Here is a 19,058-nt window from a genome sequence, read left to right on the forward strand (position 1 = left end):
TTTTAATAATTCCTGAGTTTATTTCTTATTCTGAAAAACCTTTCATCCAGGTTTTAAAGTCAGTTTCTTTTCTAATAAGCGTATCCAGCTCTTCAATTGGCACTCGTTCTTGATTCATACTATCACGGAATCTAACGGTTACCGAATTATCTTCGAGTGAATCGTGATCTACGGTGATACACATTGGAGTTCCCGCAGCATCCTGGCGACGATATCTTCTACCAATCGCATCTTTTTCGTCATACTGCACTTTGAAATCCCATTTAAGATCATCAAAGATTTTTTTAGCGAGTTCCGGAAGTCCGTCTTTTTTAACCAGCGGAAGTATTGCAGCCTTAGTTGGCGCAAGAACCGCAGGAAGCTTTAATACCGTCCTCGTATTTCCATCTCCAAGGTCTTCTTCTTTTAAAGAGGCAGATAATACGGATAGGAACATTCTGTCCAAACCTATTGAAGTTTCGATTACATAAGGCACATAATTCTCTTTCAATTCAGGATCGTAAAATCTCAGTTTTTTACCCGAATGCTCTTCGTGTGCTTTAAGGTCAAAATCTGTTCTGGAATGAATTCCTTCGAGTTCTTTAAATCCGAATGGGAAATTAAACTCAATATCGGCTGCGGCATTTGCGTAATGCGCAAGTTTTTCATGGTCGTGGAATCTGTAGTTCTCTTCTCCAAGTCCAAGCGACCTGTGCCAGTTCAATCTATTATCTTTCCATTTCTCGTACCATTCCAATTCTTCACCCGGACGCACAAAAAATTGCATTTCCATCTGTTCAAATTCACGCATTCTGAATATGAACTGTCTCGCCACGATCTCATTTCTGAAAGCTTTACCAATCTGGGCAATTCCGAAAGGAATCTTCATTCTTCCGGTTTTCTGAACATTCAGAAAGTTTACAAATATTCCCTGTGCAGTTTCGGGACGAAGATAAAGTTGGGTGGCAGAATCGGCTGAAGCTCCCAGTTTAGTTCCGAACATCAGGTTAAACTGTCTAACTTCTGTCCAGTTCTTGGATCCGGTTTCAGGATCAGCGATTTCCAGTTCTTCAATAAGCGCCTTTACATCGGCAAGGTCTTCATTAGTTAAGGATCTGGCTAAACGCTCCAGCATTTCTTTCCTGTCATCAAGATATCTCTTGACCCTTGGATTGGTTTCACGGTACATTTTTTCATCAAAATCGTCCCCGAAACGTTTTTTGGCTTTCGCAATCTCTTTTTCAGCTTTCTGAAGCAATTTCTCAGCATGATCTTCTACAAGAACATCTGCTCTGTAACGCTTTTTAGAATCTTTATTGTCAATAAGCGGATCGTTGAAAGCATCTACGTGACCTGAAGCCTTCCAGGTTGTTGGATGCATCAGGATTGCCGCATCAATACCAACAATGTTCTCATGCAGCTGCGTCATGCTTCGCCACCAATACTCCTTGATATTTTTCTTCAGTTCGGCACCATTCTGTCCATAATCGTAAACAGCACTTAAACCGTCATAGATTTCACTAGATGCGAAAATATATCCATACTCCTTGGCATGGGATATTACGTTCTTAAAAAGATCTTCTTGTTTTGCCATGGCGCAAAAATAAAAAAACCGCCCTGAATAATCTCCAGGACGGTCTGTAAATTATAAATTTAGATTAGTTCAGCGTGAAACTTCCTGTTCCCAGAAGTACCGCGTCATTATATACATATACTTTATAGTTACCTTCCAGCAATCTGTCTTCAATAGTATTAGCCAGGATACAAACATCAAGTTCATCATTTTCGTAGAAAACTTTTGAAGAGGCGCTATAAACCATGGTTCCACCTTCATGCTGAACAACCAGCTCATCACCTACCAGTTCGTTTTCCGGGTTGTAAACCTGTACATACATGTTCTTTTCTCCGGCTTCAGCAAGATCATTAGAAGTAATAGTGAAACAGGTTCTAATCTGGTCTACCCGACGATTATTATCATTCTCCACCAGTTTACCGCTATTCCTAACTATCACCCCTTCTCCAGAAAGACTGGTGATTTTCAACCTGGAAGCTTTATCTACTTTCGTGGAAAGACTCTGATTCGTAGTTTTTAAAGAATCAGATAATTTTGTTCGCTGTTCCAAAGCAACGTTAGTACTATCCAGCGAGGTTGTTAGCTGCTGATTTTGAGCACTCAAACTGTCAACCACCCTAAAAAGACGATCTTTTTCGGCCTTAAGATTCCCAATTTCTCTTCTATATCTTGAAATAAGAACCAGATTTGCCTCATTATCCTTAACTGAATCTAATAATCTTGAAATTCGATCTCTTGCATTTACCAGGTCCTGATCCATAACCTCGTTTTCCTCAATGGCTTCGTCATACTTTACGATAAGCTCATTAAGTTCATCTTCGATCACAGATTTTTCCTTCTGCAGGATCTCTTTATTTTCTTTTTCCTCATTGTAGAATTTTATGGTATAAATGCTAAGCGCAACCAGGGCTACTGCCAGAATACCGGTCAAAATCTTTAATGCGGTATTATTCTTTTTTTCTGTCATCATAAATATAATTTAGTTCGTAAATTTATATGTTTAACCAAGTATGGTACAATCCATTAACAAATGTTTCACGATTTCGTTAATCTACTTTATCCAACGGTGTGTCACATTTGTGAGGCCGAACTGCTTCAAAATGAAAAGCTCATTTGTACCTCCTGCCTGCATGATTTACCAGTTACCAGTTATCACCTTGATAACGAGAACCCTGTTAAAAAAGTATTTTACGGCAGGGTAAAGATAGAAAAAGCAACGGCATTACTACATTTCAGAAAGAAAGCAGGCGTCCAGCATCTTATCCATGATCTGAAATACAGAGGTTACCGCGAAATTGGAAACTATCTTGGAAAATGGCTAGGCTCAGAACTTTCAACCACAGATTGGAAAGAAATGATTGATGTGGTCATACCTGTTCCACTTCATCCTTCCAGGTTAAAACAGCGCGGATACAACCAGGTGGAAGATTTTGGCAGGGAGGTCGCATCATACCTTGACGCTGAATATCTGGATGATATTTTACTAAAAATTAGTTCCACGCAAACCCAGACCCTTAAAGATCGTTTATCGCGATGGGGAAAACTGGAAGAAACCTTAACCGTGGAAAATTCAGAAAAAATAAGAGATAAGCATATTCTTATTGTTGATGACCTGGTCACTACGGGAGCAACCCTTGAGGCCTGTGCACACAAGCTATTTGAAGTTCCCGGTATTAAAATTAGTATTGCTACCATGGCAATTACAGATTAAGCTTTGCGTTGTAATTCAAAATAATTGTTTCTTTGCTAAAAGATTTCAGTTTTCATCTATGAAGAAAAGGGTACCGGGATTTATAATCGTTTTGATATTACTTTTTACAATGGTGCAATGTGCCAAGAAAGGAATGCCTGAAGGCGGACCTATAGATGAAGAACCCCCAAAATTCATTAGAGCAAACCCTGAAAACTATTCTACCCAGTTTGATGAGGACGAGATCAGGATCTTTTTTGATGAGTATATAAAACTGGATAAACCTCAGCAGCAGATCATCATTTCTCCACCCATGAACCCCAAGCCGAGCATCATGCCTTTGGGAACTGCCAGAAAAGATATCAAGATCGAGATCTTTGATACCCTGGAAGAAAATACTACCTATACGATCAACTTTGGGAAAAGTATCGTAGACAACAATGAATCTAATCCATATAATTATTTCAAATACGTATTTTCCACAGGGGATTATATTGATTCACTAATGGTTGGAGGTACAGTTAAGGATGCGAAATTAAAAGCACCATCCGAGCCAATTTCGATCATGCTATACGAGATAGATACCACTTATAGTGATTCGATCGTATATAAGGAAACACCTAGATACGTCACTTATTCCCAGGACAGCACTTTTACTTTTTCACTTGAAAATCTTAAAGCCGGAACTTATAAAATGGTTGGTATACTGGATAAAAATGACAATTATTTATATAATCCTAAAACTGAAAAAATAGGTTTTGTTGCTGAGAACGTGACCATCCCAACAGATAGTACTTATGATATCACCGTCTTTAAGGAAGAGTTGGAATTCAATCCTAAAAGGCCTTCTTTATTAAAAGGAAATAAAATTCTCTTTGGTTATGAAGGAAGCCTGAACCTGGATAGTATAAAGATCGACCTGTTAACCAGCAAGCCGGAAGGATATGAATACCGCATCATCAAAGATCCAGAGAAAGACAGCTTATATTACTGGTACAATACAAAACCTGAATTTGACAGCCTTGCTTTTGAAGTACTGACTCCTAAAACCAGAGACACCCTTATTTTACCCAGATTAGGAAGTTTGGATCGTGATTCTTTGATCGTGAACACCGAACCTGGTGGAATCAACAAGGATTTTAAATTTACCTCGAATACACCAATTGTTGATCATAATGATGAACTAATAAAAGTAATTGATAAGGATTCTACCGAAGTTCCTTTTTCAACAGAGTTCTCCCCGATGATGAACGAAATTGCCCTTAAATTTGAGAAGCTTCCGCAAAATAATTACCAGGTTTCTGCTTTTCCAGGTGCGATCATAGATCTATTTCAGGAAACCAATGATACCATTATTAAAAGTGTTCCAACGAAGGCATTGACAGAGTACGGAAAAATCATTCTCAATATTCAGAATATCAGATCATTTCCAATCATCGTGCAGCTTACGAATACAAAAGGCGAAGTTATGGCCGAGCAGTATTCAGAAAACTCGGGTAATTTTACCTTTGAGTATCTTAATCCGGGGAATTTCCTGATCAGGGTGATCTATGATGCCAATGCAAATATGAAATGGGATACCGGAAGTTATCTTAAAAAGCGACAGCCTGAGAGAATTCTATATTACCAGGATACTATTAATGTAAGAAGCAACTGGGACCAGGTGGAAACTTTTAGTTTAGAGTAAAACTATCCCTGTCCTGAAGAAATTTCAACTTATTTCTAACTTCATATAAACCTGCTTTTTCAATACTGAATTCAGCAATAAATTCATCTGCTCTATTAGGTTCGGTTAATTCTTCACCCAAAGGCCCGTATGCAGTAGAATGACCATTGTAGATATATCCGTCGCCATCTTCTCCAGTTCTATTTAAACCGATACAATAACTCATGTTTTCAATAGCTCTTGCTTTAAGCAATGCGTCCCAGGCATTCACCCTTTTTTCTGGCCAGTTCGCCACATAAATAAGCAGATCATAGTCTACGGTATTTCTTGCCCAGACCGGGAATCTAAGGTCGTAACAAATGAGCGGACAGATCTTCCAGCCTTTATAATCTACGATCAATCTATCTGTTCCCGCTGTATAGGTCTCATCCTCTTTAGCGAGCGTAAACGTGTGCCTCTTATCATAAAGTTGGTATGTTCCCTCAGGAAAGACGAAAAATAACCGATTATAATAATTAGAATTTTCTGTAATGATCACACTTCCGGTTACCGCGGCAGATTTTTCCCTGGCAATATCTTTCATCCATTCCAAAGTTTCCGCCTCTGTTGGTTCTGCTAGTTTTTCAGCATTCATACTGAAACCTGTCGTAAACATTTCCGGCAGAATGATCAATTCAACTTCATCAGAGATCTTAGAAATCTCTTTTGAAAACAATTTCCTATTCGCTTCGGCATCTTCCCACTTCAGGTTCGCCTGAATGAAGGCAATATTTAGTTTTTCGCTCATATTCAAAAATATCAAATTTGAAGGAGCAATGCCAAATGCATGTTAAATGATTGTTCAAATAAGGACGATTAAATAGTTTTATTCGGTAAAAATGAAACAGATTATGAGCGTAACAACATTTCTTCAGAAAGATTCAAGTATGTCTAATACCGGTAGAAGCCTGATTTCAGGTTTTATTGGTGGCCTGGCAGGTTCAGCGGTAAAAAGCCTTATTGAACAATATCTTCCCGTAAGAAAGATTGAACAACGCTCAGCACAGATCAAGATCGTTGATGATCTTTCCACAAAAATTACCGGGACACCTGTAAGTACTCAGAATGAAGCTTTGGCAGAGCAACTGGTGAATATCCCGATGGGTGGTTCTCTTGGTGCCGCGTATGGTTATGGAAAAAAAGACAGAAATGGCCTAAGACCCATGGACGGGATTATTTTTGGTGCCACAACCTGGGCTTCCACACATGAAACTTCTCTTCCTATTTTAGGATTGGAGCCAAAGCCAACAGATATTCCAATCAGAATGCAGATGAATGAGCTTTTTGCCCATGTTGCTTTTGGAGTAACTACTGAGTTGGTAAGACATTATTTAGATAAAAAGTTGAGAGAGTAATTATTTCTCCAGCTGTTTCAGCATTCTCTTAATTCTATCTTCAAGTTTCTCTGAAGACAATTTTTCCCTTAATCTATCGGTAATGATCGGAAAAGAAAATGGTGTTGGTTTTTCACATTTTCGCCACACGATATTTTGCTGCTCAATCCTTTCCAGTGAAATTCTTAATCTGCCTTCTTCCAGCTGATGCTCAAAGGTTTCTCTGAACGCCTGCTGATAAAGCAAATTATCTTCTTCATAATCACGAAATACGCTAAAAAGCAACTGGGAATTAGATTGTAAATGCTTGCTCTTAACCAGCTTATTTGGGTAACCGGTGAAAACTAGTCCCGCAACTACCGCAATATCACGAAATTTCCTACGAGCCATTTCGGTAGCATTCAAACTTTTATAAAGATCGTCCATCAGGTAATCTGCGCTAAAAAGGTTATTATCGATCACCTGCTGCATATCAATTTCCTGATCAGACAATAATTCAAAACCATAATCATTAAATGCAATTGAAAAACTGATCGGCGATAAAAGACTGATCCTGTATGCCAATAGACTTCCCAGGGCTTCATGGACGAATCTACCTTCAAAAGGATAGAAAACTGCATGATATCCTTCGCGGGTTTTGAAAGTTTCGATCAAAAACTCATCACTTTTAGGAATGATAGATTCTAATTTCTGTCTTTTGAAAATCCCGGAAAGCGCGCTTAATTCCCGGGTAGATTTTTTTCCATTTCCCATCGTGGAAGCGGTATACATTTCTTCCCTGAGCAGTTCACTCATTTGTGCTGAAAACGTCATTCTTCCTCCCATCCAACTGGGCACTTTGGAGGTTTTCTTCGAAGATTTCCGAACAAGCACCTGCATACCTTTTATTCTGACCAGTTCCAGGTTTCTCCCTGCAAAAGTGAAAACATCTCCGGGTTTCAATTTTGAAATAAACCATTCTTCAATCGTGCCTATATATCCGCCTTTCATATATTTCACACTCAGCATCGCATCACTAACGATGGTCCCAATCTGTAACCTGTGACGCATGGCCACGCCGCGATTATTGATCTTAAATTTGCCATCTTCCTCTATTTCCACCTTTTTATATTCGTCGTAAGCCTGCAAACTCTGACTTCCCTTCGTGATGAAATTAAGTACCCATGTCCACTCCTCTTCTGTAATCCCCTGGAAACAGAAAGTGGAGGCAATTTCTGGAAAGATCTCTTTTGGGTAAAATCCGTTAGAAACAGCTAGGGAATTGAGGTACTGTACCAATACATCAAAACTCATTAGATAAGGTATTCTATCTTCTACCGCCTGTTTTTCAACCGCTTTTTGCAAAGCCGAAGCCTCTATAAGTTCAATGGCATGAGTAGGGAGAAAATAAATAACACTCACTTTTCCAGGCTGGTGACCACTTCTTCCTGCTCTTTGCAAAAATCTCGCAACTCCTTTGGGTCCACCAATCTGCACAATCGTTTCCACCGGGGCAAAATCTACCCCTAGATCCAGACTGGATGTACAAACAACGGCCTTCAGACTTTCATTTCTAATAGCCTGTTCCACCCAAAGTCTTGTTTCTTTATTGATGCTCCCATGATGCATAGCCACTTCACCGGCAAATTCAGGATATTTTGCCATCAATTTCTGAAACCAGAGTTCACATTGAGACCTAGTATTGGTAAATAAAAGGGTTGTTTTTGAATTATTGATTATCGGTACGACCTCATCAAGGAGATGCAGGCCCAGGTGACCTCGCCAGGGAAATTTTTCCATTTTATCCGGAATGATGGAACGCACTTCGATCTTCTTCTGAATATTCGCTTTGATCATCACCGAATTTTTCAACGCTTCAGAATTTGGTCCCAGCAAAACTTCTCTCGCCTGTTCCAGGTTTCCAATAGTGGCTGAAATTCCCCAGATACGCAGATCCTTAGAAACGGTTTTCAACCTGGACAAAGCAAGCTCTACCTGAACACCTCTCTTCGTTCCCAGAAGTTCGTGCCATTCGTCAATTACAATTGCCTGAAGACCTTTAAAGGTTTTATCATAATTCTTTGATGAAAGAAGTAAATGCAGACTTTCCGGAGTAGTAATTAAAAGATCTGGCATCGACTTTTTCTGAGCAGCTCTTTCCTTTTGAGAAGTATCACCAGTTCTAATTCCAACGGTAAATTGCGTTCCCATTTCTTCAGCAAACCTGCTGGCTGCCTGTTCAATTTCTACAGAAAGCGCTCTCAATGGAGTGATCCATATGGCTTTCAGTCCTTTTTTATGCTTGGTTTTAAAATCAGGATTTTTCTTGATGTAATCCAAAACAATTGGCACCCAGAGTCCGTAAGTTTTACCACTTCCGGTAGGAGCATTTAAAAGTCCGTTCTTTTTCTGAAGGTATGCTGTCCAGGCATCTTTCTGAAACTTGAAAGGCTTCCAGTTCTGTGCTGAAAACCAATCTTCTGCGAGTTTTATAAGTTCTGCCCTTTTCATTTATGGGATCAGTGCTTTCAGGTCTTCCAGCGTATTTGCTTCTTCCTTCTTCTTATCTTTTCTCCAGCGTAAAATTCTAGGGAACCGAGTGGCTACACCACTTTTATGCCTTTTTGATTCCGCAATTCCTTCAAAAGCGATCTCAAAAACATGATGCGGAGTAACACTCCTTACCGGTCCAAAACGCTCCAGTGTGTTCTTTTTGATCCATGCGTCCAGGCTTCTGAATTCCTTATCGGTTAATCCCGAATAAGCTTTGGCAAAAGTTACCAATTCCTGTTTTTCCTCATCCCATAAACCGAAGGTATAATCTGTAAATAAATTACTTCTTCTACCGTGACCACGCATGGCATAAGTTAGAACGGCATCAATGGTTAGTGGATCAACCTTCCACTTCCACCAATCACCTTTCTTCCTGCCAACTAAATAAGGAGAATCCAGTCGTTTTAACATCAAACCTTCAGATTTGACTTCCCGGGAATTCTCTCTTTCCGCAGCAGCATCCTCCCAATTCTTAAAACTGATGGTTTCTGAAAGGTGCAACGGTATTTCAGGAGCTTTTACTTCGTGGTATAGTTTTTCCAAGATCTTCCTGCGCTCTCCAAAAGCCGTATCCCGAATATCTTCACCTTCCCATTCCAGAATATCGTAAGCTTTAAGGATAACCGGTGTTTTTTCCAGCAATTTCTTGCTGACGTTCTTTCTGCCGATCCTGGTTTGCAAATCTTTAAAAGTACCTATTTCCCCTTTTGGAAACGGTAGAATTTCACCATCTATCACCGTTCCATTAGGGATCGCTTCTACAAAAGCTTCAAATTCAGGGTATTTATCGGTAACCAGTTCCTCTCCACGACTCCATACGAACAATTCATCGTTCCTGATTATTACCTGAGAACGGATACCATCCCATTTATGTTCCGCGCTCCATTCACTCACATCGCCAAGCTCCTCAGGCTCACCTTCAATAGCATAGGCCAGGTAAAACGGATAAGGTTTGGATAGAAAATCTTCTTCATTTTCTTCAAGAATAAGCTTATTGAAGGTTATTTTTGAAGGTTCCCAGTTACCCATCAGTTTATAAGCTAATATATCCTCGTCAATATCTGTCGCTTTAGACAGTGCTCTGGTCATTAATTTCTGGCTTACTCCAATTCTAAAACTACCGGTAATTAATTTTGTAAAGACAAAGCGCTCGTAATAATTCAGGTTCAACCAGTTTTCGAACAAATATTCTTTCTTTACTTCTTCCGGTTTTGCCTTCAATTCGAGGATCTCCTGTAAGAATTGGTTTAAACTTTTTTCAGTAGAATCATCTGAAGGTGGAATAATAAGGGCAATAGTTTCAGCGAGGTCACCTACGATATGATAGGATTCTTCAAAAAGCCAAAGCGGAATTTTAGCTAATTCTGAAGCCCATTCCCGCATTAATGTTGTATTCACCGGTCTGGGAGGCCTTCTATGACTTAAGATGGCAATGGTCCAGACTTTATCCTTTGGCGGCGCATTTCTGAAATATTCAGTTAAAGCCTCCACTTTCAAAGTAGTCTTATTGGTACTGTCAAGGGTTTTTATGAGCTCTGCAAATGCCTTCATTCTGAATCTTTTTCTTTTTCACTTTCCAATTGCCCTGTTTCACCCTCATACTGAGTTTCTTCGGTTCTCGCATCATACCCCTGTTCTCTCAAATATCTTGAGAAAATATCTGTATAACCATGAGTACAGATTACTTTTTCACATCCGGTATCTTTTATGGATTTCAATAATCCCTGCCAGTCACAGTGATCACTTAAAACAAATCCCTTATCGATGGCTCGTCTTCTTCGCGCACCTCTAAAAGTCATCCAGCCACTTGCAGATGCCGTCACATAAGGCACCATTTTTTTGATCCAGGTGGTTCCGTGAGCACTTCCCGGAGCAAGCACGATATTCCCTTTTATTTCTTCCTTTTTAGTTTCCCGGGTAATCCTGGTAGTTTCAGGAAAATCTATCTGTTCTCTAAGTACATTGGTCATATTCTCAATTGCGCCATGGGTATAGATCTTTCCGATGGAAGTATCAAGGTGTTTCAATAATCGCTGAGCCTTCCCCAAAGAATAACCAAATAGCACCGAGGTTCTTCCATCGTCCTGGTTTTGCTGCCACCAGTTATTGATATCATTAAAAACCTCCTTTTGGGGAGTCCACTTAAAAGCCGGTAAACCAAAGGTACATTCCGTAATGAAGGTGTGACAATTCACAGATTCATATGGCACCGCGACTCCATCATCTTCAGTTTTATAATCTCCTGTGAATACCCAAACTTCTCCTTTATGTTCTACCCTTATCTGGGAAGAACCTATAATATGACCAGCGGGATGCATGGAAAATTTCACCCCATTAATGCTGAAACTCTCATTCCACTCCACTCCAGAAACTTCTATATCTCCAAGCCTGTGCTTGATAATCGGCACGTTGCTATGATGCGTGATATATTTTTTATGACCCCAACGGGAATGATCTGCATGCCCATGGGAAATTATGGCCTTATCAACCGGTTTCCATGGATCCAGATACACATCTGCCGCTTCACAGTAGATCCCTTTATCATTAAATGCCAGTAATGGTGTTTTCATCCTTTTCTTTGAAGAACATTGAATTTAATTAATAGATACTTCAAGCCCCAAGGATTAAGAAAAGATTAGCGATTGACTAGGTTTATTTTAGACCTCACATGGCTAAAAATACTTACTTCTTTGCCTATATTTGTAGTATAAAATCAATACAATAATGTCCTTTTCAGATTTATTCGGCTCGGGAGAGCACCTACGTAACCTTAGTCATTTCGCGTCAATTGTGAATCTTGCTGCAGTTGATGGTGAGATCAATGAAGATGAAGAATTACTTCTAAAACGCTTCGCCAGAAAACTTGACATTAGTCAGGAAGAGTATGATAAGGTTATTGAAAACCCTAAAGCATTTCCATTATCTGCATATAACAGTATCGAAAGAAGACTGGAACGTCTGCACGACCTGTTCAAAATCATCTTTGCCGATCATATTATCGATGAGGAAGAAACTGAACTTATCAAGAGATATGCGATTGGTCTTGGATTCTCAAGCCAGGCTTCCGAAGGAATTATCAAACGTTCCATCCAGATCTTTAGCGGACAGCTAAATTTCGAAGATTATCGTTATTTACTTGAAAAGGAGAATGACTGAGACTGATCTTTAGTCTCGGCTTTTGCCATAAATTCCTCAGCTTTTTCTACCATTTTTCTACTTCCGCAGAAGAATGGCGCTCTCTGATGCAATTCTGTAGGCTCAATATCCATGATCCTCTGGAATCCGTCGCTGGCTTTACCTCCGGCCTGTTCCGTGATGAAGGCCATTGGATTACATTCGTACAATAACCGTAGCTTTCCACTGCTGTTCTTGGAACTCTTTGGATACATGAAAATTCCGCCTTTGATCATATTCCTATGAATGTCTGAAACCATGGAGCCAATATATCTTGAAGTATAAGGTCTGTTATCTTCTTCCTGCTGACAGTATTTGATGTAATCTTTCACTCCCTGTGGAAAATGAACATAATTTCCCTCGTTTATAGAATATATCTGGCCTTCTTCAGGCAATTTCATATCAGGATGCGACAGATACCAAGAACCAAGCGCAGGGTTCAGTGTAAACCCATTAACTCCGTGGCCCGTAGTATACACCAGCATGGTTGAAGTTCCGTAGATAATATAACCCGCAGCAACCTGCTTGTTTCCGGGCTGAAGAAAATCTTCGCTTTGCACCGGTGTTCCTACAGGAGTTACTCTTTGATAAATAGAAAAAATAGTTCCAACAGATACATTGACGTCAATATTCGAACTTCCATCAAGCGGATCCATCAAAACGACATATTTATTCTGATGATCACCTTTATGACCTTCGATCTGGATAAAATCATCATTTTCTTCGGAAGCGATTCCGCAAACGATCTCCCGGTTCGTTAAGGTCTGAATGAATTTATTGTTTGCGTAAACATCCAGCTTTTGCTGATCTTCTCCCTGGATATTGGTTTCACCGTAAGCGCCGATAATATCTACCAGTCCGGCTTTGTTTACTTCGTGATTTACTACTTTTGCTGCTAATCTTAGAGAGTTTATCAATCTGGAAAGTTCTCCCGAAGACCCCGGGAAATCTGATTGGTTTTCAATGATAAATTCTCCGAGGGTTTGATTTGGCTTAGGCATGAATGCTTTTATTTTTCGCTGGCTAAAATATTAAATTTTAAACTTACTACAACGTTTTCGCTGACAATAGTAACATTGTTTATTTTTGTTGAAAAGTATTTATATGGAAATTAACATTCGCAGGGCTGAAGAGAAAGATATGGCAGCCGTACTTGAACTTATTAATGAACTGGCCATCTTCGAAAAAGAGCCAGATGCGGTGATCATTGATGAAAAAGACTTGATTAGAGATGGATTTGGCGAAAATCCGGCATTTTACTGTTTTGTCGCCGAGGCTGACGGAAAAATTGAAGGCATGGCACTGGTTTATTTTAGATACTCTACCTGGAAAGGTAAAACCGTGCATCTGGAAGATCTTATCGTAAGGGAAGAATTCCGAGGAAAAGGTTTAGGTTCAGCATTATATACCGAAGTCATTAAATTTGCGGCAGATCAGAAAGTTAAACGTACTGAATGGGTGGTGCTCAACTGGAATAAGGGAGCAGCAGATTTCTATAGAAGAAGCGGGGCAGATGTGATGGAAGACTGGGACACCGTGCAGATGGATGAGGCTTCTATGCACAAATATCTTCAAAATAAAGGCGTTCTTTAAGATGGCTTTAATAGGCTTATGAAATTCAATGCTTATTTTTGTTAAAAATCTGAATTATGGAATATACAATATGCGAAGCAAAAAGGGAAGATATGAATCAGGTCCTGGAACTTATCAAAGAGCTGGCAGCGCATGAGAATCATCTTGATGATGTAGAAGTGACGGTCGCAGATCTTGAAAAGGAAGGCTTTGATAATGGCAATTTCAAATGCTTCGTAGCAGACGTTTCCGGAAAGATCGAGGGGATGGCCCTGGTTTATTTCAGATTTTCCACCTGGAAGGGAAGAACCGTGCACTTAGAAGACCTAATTGTTAGAGAAAATATGCGTGGAACGGGTCTTGGTGGCGCACTTTATCAGCAAGTAGTAAAATATGGTCACGAGCATGGCGTAAAGCGTATAGAATGGGTGGTCTCTGAAGGAAATAGAAATGCGATAGAATTTTACGAAAATACCGGAGCCCAGATTAAGGAAAGCTGGAAAACCGTACATATGGAAGAAGGCGGAATCCAGAAAAATGTGAAAAAGTAGTGATCAAAGTTTTTAAGTTTGGTGGAGCTTCCGTCAAAGATGCGAACGGAGTAAAAAACCTTATTAAAGTTCTTAACGAAACCGGAACTGATAACAAGCTTATCGTGATTTCGGCCATGGGCAAAACAACAAATGCCCTGGAAATCGTGGTTAAAGACTACCTGGAAACCACTAAAATCCCGGAAAGTCTTAAAGAGGTAAAAACCTATCACCGGGCTATTCTTGAGGAGCTTTTCCCGAATACGGAGGCAAAGGTTTATTTTAAAGTTGAAACGCTCTTTACCGAACTTGAGAATTTTCTACAACATAACAAGTCAGATCAATACGATTTTGTTTACGACCAGATCGTAAGTTTTGGAGAGTTGATTTCTACCACTATCGTTAGCGAATATCTTAACTCTGAAAACATTTCTACCAACTGGCTGGATGCCCGTAATTATATCAAAACCGATAGCACCTACCGCGATGCACAGGTGAACTGGACAAAAACCCAGGAATTGATCCAGAAGGATATTGATCCTAAAAAGCTGAATATCATCCAGGGTTTTATTGGATCAGACCCCAATAATTTTACCACTACGCTGGGCCGCGAAGGTTCAGATTATTCTGCGGCGATCATGGCTTACTGCCTCAATGCTGAAAATGTGACGATCTGGAAGGATGTTCCCGGAGTCTTAAATGCTGATCCGCGATTTTTTGAAAATGCAGAATTACTGAAACAGATTTCCTATGAAGAAGCCATAGAATTGGCTTTTTACGGAGCTTCGGTAATTCACCCAAAAACACTTCAGCCATTACAACGAAAAGAGATTCCATTGTTTGTGCGATCCTTTATAAATCCTTCAGAAGAAGGAACCGCAGTTAGCAAAGGCAAAACTATTTTTCCGGAAATTCCCTGCTTTATCGTAAAAAAAAATCAGGTTTTGATCTCGCTGTCTTCCCTGGATTTTTCATTCATGGTGGAAGAGAACATTTCTGAGATCTTCAGGCTTTTTCACCAGTATCAGATGAAAGTTGATCTTATTCAGAATTCTGCGATCAGCTTCCGAGTATGTGTGGACAATAAATTCAATCAGTTAGAAAAACTCATTCAGCATTTAAAAGCCAGGTTCAAGGTTGATTACAAAACCGGAGTTTCGCTTTATACCATCAGGCACTTCAATGAAGACGCGATTAATAGTCTGGAAAAAGACAAAAAAGTACTCCTGAAGCAACTTACCCAGAATACAGTACAGCTGGTTGCTGAAAACTAAATTTTGATTTCTTATTTTTGATTGAATCAAACCAATCAATTTATGGGAATCGTAAGTGCCAAAGAAGTTGCCAATGTCATGAACCTACGCAAACTTGGATTCCTGGGAACGGGAATTGGCTGGCTGGTTCTGAAAACAACCAAACTGTCTCGCATCAACAGGGAATATGACAAACGAAAGGATCTGAAAGGAACTGATTTTATTCAATCTATCCTGAAAGAATTTGAGATCGATTTTGAAATTCCTGAGAAAGACCTGAAACGTATCCCGAAAGATGGTCCGTTTATTACTATTTCCAACCATCCCCTGGGAGGAATTGACGGGATGATCCTCATGAAAACTGTGCTTGAAAAACGTCCCGATTATAAAGTGATCGCCAATTTTCTACTGCATCGTTTAGATCCTTTAAAACCATACATTCTACCGGTAAACCCGTTCGAAGATCATAAAGATGCAAAATCAAGCCTTAGCGGGATGAAGAATGCTATCGCACATTTGAAAGATGGCCATGCACTGGGAATTTTTCCTGCCGGAGAAGTATCTACAGACAGAGATAATCATCATATTGTAGATAAACCCTGGGAGCCATCTGCGATGAAACTAATTCAGAAATCTAAAGTTCCGGTGGTTCCTATCTATTTTCATGCAAAGAATAGTTTGTTCTTTTACCGTCTGGCTTCCATGAGCGATGTATTGAGAACCGCAAAATTACCCAGCGAAATGCTTACACAAAGACGCAGAAAGATCAAGGTAAGGATTGGACATCCAATTTCGGTTGAAGATCAGCAGGAGCATACCAACCTGGAGGCATACACGGCCTTTTTACGCCGAAAAACCTATATGCTGGCCAATGTTTTTGAAAAGAAAAAACTGCTGTCCAAACTTCCAAAAACTTTAAAAATACCACGCTCTCCTAAAGATATTGCTGAAGAAACCAATTCTGAACTCATGAAAATGGAGATCGAGAATTGCCGTAAAATGGATAAGCGCCTTCTGCAAAGTAAAAATTACGAGGTTTTTCTCGCCAAGCGCGAGGTCATCCCCAATATCCTGAATGAAATTGGGAGGTTGAGAGAGATCACCTTTAGAGAAGTTGGAGAGGGAACCAACAAAAGCATTGACCTGGATAAATTTGATGAGCATTATCACCATTTGTTTTTATGGGATAATGATGCGGAAAAGATCGCCGGCGCCTATCGCATGGGGATGGGAAATGAGATATTTGCTAATCATGGTATCGATGGTTTTTACCTGCAGGACCTTTTCAGATTTGAACCGGAATTGTATAAAATGATGAGCCAGTCCATAGAAATGGGGAGGGCCTTTATTATCAAGGAATATCAATTAAAACCCATGCCGTTATTTCTTCTATGGAAAGGAATCGTGCATTGTACCTTGAGGTTTCCAGAACATAAATTCCTGATCGGGGGAGTGACCATAAGTGATAAATTCAGCAACTTCTCAAAATCGCTAATGATCGAGTTCATGAAATCCAATTACTACGATCCATATGTAGCGCAGTATGTTAGGCCAAAAAAGGAATTCAAAGTAAAACTTGAGGATGCCGATAAAGATCTCGTTTTTGATGAAAGTGAAGCCGACCTCAACAAATTCGACAAGATCATCGATGAGCTGGAAACCGAAAACCTCAGGCTACCCGTACTCATCAAAAAATATATCAAACAGAACGCGAAGGTGGTTGCCTTTAATGTAGATCCGCTTTTCAACGATGCGGTAGACGGTCTCATGTACATAAGAATTGCTGATCTTCCTGAGAGTACAGTGAAACCGGTGATGGAAGAATTTCAGAAGGAACTGGAAGAAAGAGCCTCTGCCAACGGGAAGTAAATTTTCATTGTTAAGATACTGTTATTCCTGACTTCTGGCTGGGGAATCTTTGCATTCCTCCTTATCTTGTTAAAACTAAAAAAGATCAGAAAATTATGGAAAATATATTGATTGCCGGGGCAACCGGACACACAGGAAAAAGAGTGATCGAGATCCTCAATAATTCGGAAAGTTTCAATCCTCTTGCACTTATCAGGAAAGAGGAACAGAGACAACAATTTGAAGATATGGAAGTGGAAGCCGTGATGGGAGATCTTGAAGGTGATGTTAGCCACACCATGAAAGGGATCGATAAAGTGATCTTTGCCGCAGGTTCTGGTGGTAGCACGGGAAAAGACAAGACCATTGCTGTAGATCTTGAAGGTGCGAAAAAATTAATAGACGCTGCGAAAAATGCGAATGTTAAGAAATTCGTGATGCTAAGTTCTATGGGCGCTGATGATCCTTCAAAAAATGAAGATTTAAGGCATTACCTGGAAGCCAAAAAAGAGGCCGACGAATATCTTCGTGAAAGCGGATTGAACTATACCATCGTTCGTCCAGGAGCCCTTACCGATGATCTTGGACTGGCCAAGGTTAAAGTAGCAAAAGGTTCCTTGAATGAAAGAGGTGAGATCTCTCGAGATGATGTTGCTTTTATTCTGGTAATGTCGCTGGCAGATCCATTGGTAAAAAATGTAACCTTTGAAGCCATCGAAGGTGAAGAATCCATCAAAACTGCACTTATTGAATTAAGTACTTTATAATCAAAACAAATATTTAATAGAAAAAGCCACGATCTCTCGTGGCTTTTTCTATTTCCAAATCTTCAAAAAACTATTTCTCCTCACCTTTTCCAAAGGCATCAATGATCTTGTCTGCAATCACCGTAGCGAGGCCTTCGTGAGATTCTTTAGTCCAACCGGCAACGTGCGGACTAAGCAAAGTGTGCGGCATGAACATCAATTCTCTTAACGCCTCAGGAATTGGATCTGCGGCACTAATAGAAACGTTTTTCTTGTTTCCGAAAAGACTTTCAAAAGAAGCTTTTTCATACTCTAAAACATCAAGTCCTGCTCCCAATACTTTTCCTTGTTTTAAGGCTTCAACAAGATCTGCCGTCACCACGCTCTTTCCCCTGGCGGTATTGATGAACCAGAATGGCTTTTTAAATTTCGAGATGAATTCTTTATTGAACATATGCTCGGTCTTTTCAGTAAGCGGAATATGGAGGCTTACCACATCGGCTTTTTCAAAAAATTCATCATAATCTACCTGGCGCGCATTTCCATCTGAAATTCCTTCCTTGATATCGTAAAAAATCACATCTACCTCAAAACCTTTCAGTTTTTTTGCAAAGGCTTTTCCCATATTCCCGTATCCTATGAGACCTACGGTTTTACCATCAAGTTCCACTCCGCGGTTCTCTTCTCTTTGCCACAGCCCTTCACGAACCTCTTTATCAGCTTTATTAAGCCTGTTAAATAACGATAATAGCATTCCCAGTGAATGTTCCCCTACAGCATTTCTATTTCCTTCAGGAGCTGAAAAAAGCTTTATTCCTCTTTCCTCAGCATAATCTACATCAATGCTTTCCAGTCCCGCACCAACGCGTGCAATAAACTTAAGGTTTGGCGCTGCATCAATAAATTCCTTATCTATCTTATAACGGCTTCTTATCACGATACCGTCATATAAATGTTGATTTTGCAGAGTTTCTTCTCTGGTTTGTTCGTAACCTTCAATATTGTGATGCCCGGCTTCTTCCAGCTTTTTCATCAACGTGGGATGATTCGTGTCGGCATGCAGAATAATCATATTCTTTTCTTTTTCTAATTAATATTAAAATAGCATTCTTCATAGTTTCA

At 39.8% G+C, this 19,058-nt stretch carries 17 protein-coding genes; 9 read left to right on the forward strand and 8 right to left on the reverse strand.

Annotated features, from left to right (window positions below; translation table 11 throughout):
* Nucleotides 1-25: 25 nt before the first annotated feature.
* Both AC2S94_RS03285 and AC2S94_RS03290 read right to left on the reverse strand, forming a co-directional pair.
* Nucleotides 26-1,573 (reverse strand): glycine--tRNA ligase, encoded by a 1,548-nt coding sequence (locus tag AC2S94_RS03285; protein WP_484630084.1) that lies wholly within the window; start codon nt 1,571-1,573, stop codon nt 26-28.
* Nucleotides 1,574-1,637: 64 nt separating this feature from the next.
* Nucleotides 1,638-2,522, reverse strand: coding sequence for a hypothetical protein (locus AC2S94_RS03290; protein ID WP_484630085.1), 885 nt, complete (start codon nt 2,520-2,522; stop codon nt 1,638-1,640).
* A 60-nt stretch (nt 2,523-2,582) separates the two neighbouring features.
* On the opposite strand from AC2S94_RS03290, the gene AC2S94_RS03295 reads away from it, so the two are divergent.
* The gene (locus AC2S94_RS03295) at nt 2,583-3,263 is read left to right on the forward strand and encodes a ComF family protein (protein ID WP_484630086.1); all 681 of its coding nucleotides are present in this window, start codon (nt 2,583-2,585) and stop codon (nt 3,261-3,263) included.
* A 58-nt stretch (nt 3,264-3,321) separates the two neighbouring features.
* Entirely contained in the window at nt 3,322-4,929 is a 1,608-nt protein-coding gene (locus tag AC2S94_RS03300; RefSeq protein ID WP_484630087.1) for an Ig-like domain-containing domain, read from the forward strand.
* On the opposite strand, the gene AC2S94_RS03305 is transcribed toward AC2S94_RS03300, so the two are convergent.
* Complete coding sequence (locus tag AC2S94_RS03305) at nt 4,916-5,695, reverse strand: amidohydrolase (protein ID WP_484630088.1); 780 nt, start codon at nt 5,693-5,695, stop codon at nt 4,916-4,918. The two genes, AC2S94_RS03300 and AC2S94_RS03305, sit on opposite strands and share 14 nt — an antisense overlap.
* Before the next feature lie 103 nt (nt 5,696-5,798).
* On the opposite strand from AC2S94_RS03305, the gene AC2S94_RS03310 reads away from it, so the two are divergent.
* Entirely contained in the window at nt 5,799-6,302 is a 504-nt protein-coding gene (locus tag AC2S94_RS03310) for a DUF1440 domain-containing protein (RefSeq protein ID WP_484630089.1), read from the forward strand.
* Here AC2S94_RS03310 and AC2S94_RS03315 read toward each other — a convergent pair whose 3' ends face one another.
* From AC2S94_RS03315 to AC2S94_RS03325, 3 genes are read right to left on the reverse strand one after another with little or no spacing between them, the layout of a single operon-like run.
* Nucleotides 6,303-8,771 (reverse strand): ligase-associated DNA damage response DEXH box helicase, encoded by a 2,469-nt coding sequence (locus AC2S94_RS03315; protein WP_484630090.1) that lies wholly within the window; start codon nt 8,769-8,771, stop codon nt 6,303-6,305. It abuts the gene before it with no gap.
* Nucleotides 8,772-10,364, reverse strand: a complete 1,593-nt coding sequence (locus AC2S94_RS03320; RefSeq protein WP_484630091.1) for an ATP-dependent DNA ligase — start codon at nt 10,362-10,364, stop codon at nt 8,772-8,774.
* Nucleotides 10,361-11,383: a ligase-associated DNA damage response exonuclease gene (locus tag AC2S94_RS03325; protein ID WP_484630092.1), complete on the reverse strand. Its 1,023-nt coding sequence runs from the start codon at nt 11,381-11,383 to the stop codon at nt 10,361-10,363. Before AC2S94_RS03325 ends, AC2S94_RS03320 begins: the two co-directional genes overlap by 4 nt.
* Before the next feature lie 154 nt (nt 11,384-11,537).
* Here AC2S94_RS03325 and AC2S94_RS03330 point away from each other — a divergent pair, with 154 nt between their 5' ends.
* Nucleotides 11,538-11,969, forward strand: a complete 432-nt coding sequence (locus tag AC2S94_RS03330; RefSeq protein WP_484630093.1) for a TerB family tellurite resistance protein — start codon at nt 11,538-11,540, stop codon at nt 11,967-11,969.
* Here the strand turns inward: AC2S94_RS03330 and fbp are convergent.
* Entirely contained in the window at nt 11,942-12,988 is a 1,047-nt protein-coding gene (gene fbp, locus AC2S94_RS03335; RefSeq protein ID WP_484630094.1) for a class 1 fructose-bisphosphatase, read from the reverse strand. The two genes, AC2S94_RS03330 and fbp, sit on opposite strands and share 28 nt — an antisense overlap.
* A 103-nt stretch (nt 12,989-13,091) precedes the next feature.
* Here fbp and AC2S94_RS03340 point away from each other — a divergent pair, with 103 nt between their 5' ends.
* From AC2S94_RS03340 to AC2S94_RS03360, 5 genes are all read left to right on the forward strand, one after another.
* Nucleotides 13,092-13,580 carry a GNAT family N-acetyltransferase gene (locus AC2S94_RS03340; protein ID WP_484630095.1) on the forward strand — a complete coding sequence of 163 codons (489 nt, stop codon included), beginning with the start codon at nt 13,092-13,094 and terminating at the stop codon, nt 13,578-13,580.
* A gap of 56 nt (nt 13,581-13,636) precedes the next feature.
* Nucleotides 13,637-14,110 (forward strand): GNAT family N-acetyltransferase, encoded by a 474-nt coding sequence (locus AC2S94_RS03345; RefSeq protein WP_484630096.1) that lies wholly within the window; start codon nt 13,637-13,639, stop codon nt 14,108-14,110.
* A 2-nt stretch (nt 14,111-14,112) separates the two neighbouring features.
* Nucleotides 14,113-15,363 carry an aspartate kinase gene (locus AC2S94_RS03350; protein WP_484630894.1) on the forward strand — a complete coding sequence of 417 codons (1,251 nt, stop codon included), beginning with the start codon at nt 14,113-14,115 and terminating at the stop codon, nt 15,361-15,363.
* A gap of 42 nt (nt 15,364-15,405) precedes the next feature.
* The gene (locus AC2S94_RS03355; RefSeq protein WP_484630097.1) at nt 15,406-17,211 is read left to right on the forward strand and encodes a GNAT family N-acyltransferase; all 1,806 of its coding nucleotides are present in this window, start codon (nt 15,406-15,408) and stop codon (nt 17,209-17,211) included.
* A gap of 95 nt (nt 17,212-17,306) precedes the next feature.
* Nucleotides 17,307-17,957 carry an SDR family oxidoreductase gene (locus AC2S94_RS03360; RefSeq protein ID WP_484630098.1) on the forward strand — a complete coding sequence of 217 codons (651 nt, stop codon included), beginning with the start codon at nt 17,307-17,309 and terminating at the stop codon, nt 17,955-17,957.
* A 70-nt stretch (nt 17,958-18,027) separates the two neighbouring features.
* On the opposite strand, the gene AC2S94_RS03365 is transcribed toward AC2S94_RS03360, so the two are convergent.
* Nucleotides 18,028-19,008, reverse strand: coding sequence for a 2-hydroxyacid dehydrogenase (locus AC2S94_RS03365; protein ID WP_484630099.1), 981 nt, complete (start codon nt 19,006-19,008; stop codon nt 18,028-18,030).
* Nucleotides 19,009-19,058 lie beyond the last annotated feature (50 nt).

The organism is Christiangramia pacifica (assembly GCF_057221535.1).